This is a genomic window from Halorubrum sp. SP3, from assembly GCF_005435195.1.
In the GTDB taxonomy this organism is placed as follows: Archaea; Halobacteriota; Halobacteria; order Halobacteriales; family Haloferacaceae; genus Halorubrum; species Halorubrum sodomense.
On sequence record NZ_SGTU01000750.1, the window covers coordinates 1 to 223 of the forward strand.

The following is a 223-nucleotide window of genomic DNA, read 5'->3' on the forward strand; positions in this document are numbered from 1 at the left end:
GTCGCCGTGGATCCCAACGCGAGGATCCTCGACGCCGTGGCCGAGCAGAAACAGCGGCTGCGAGAGGTGGGACATTCGTGCGGGATCACACACATCGGCCGGCGAGGCGGCATCGAGCCGCCGCTCGGGGCCACGGTCCGGATCGAGATACAGTGAGATCGAGGTCAGCTTCTCGAGGAAGACGTACTGGGCGGCGGCGTAGGCGGGCCCACGAACGCTGTGG

General features: G+C 67.7%; 1 pseudogene. It reads right to left on the bottom strand.

The features are described from left to right. Positions 1 to 223, bottom strand: a pseudogene (locus EXE42_RS20560) (hypothetical protein); the annotation flags it as partial.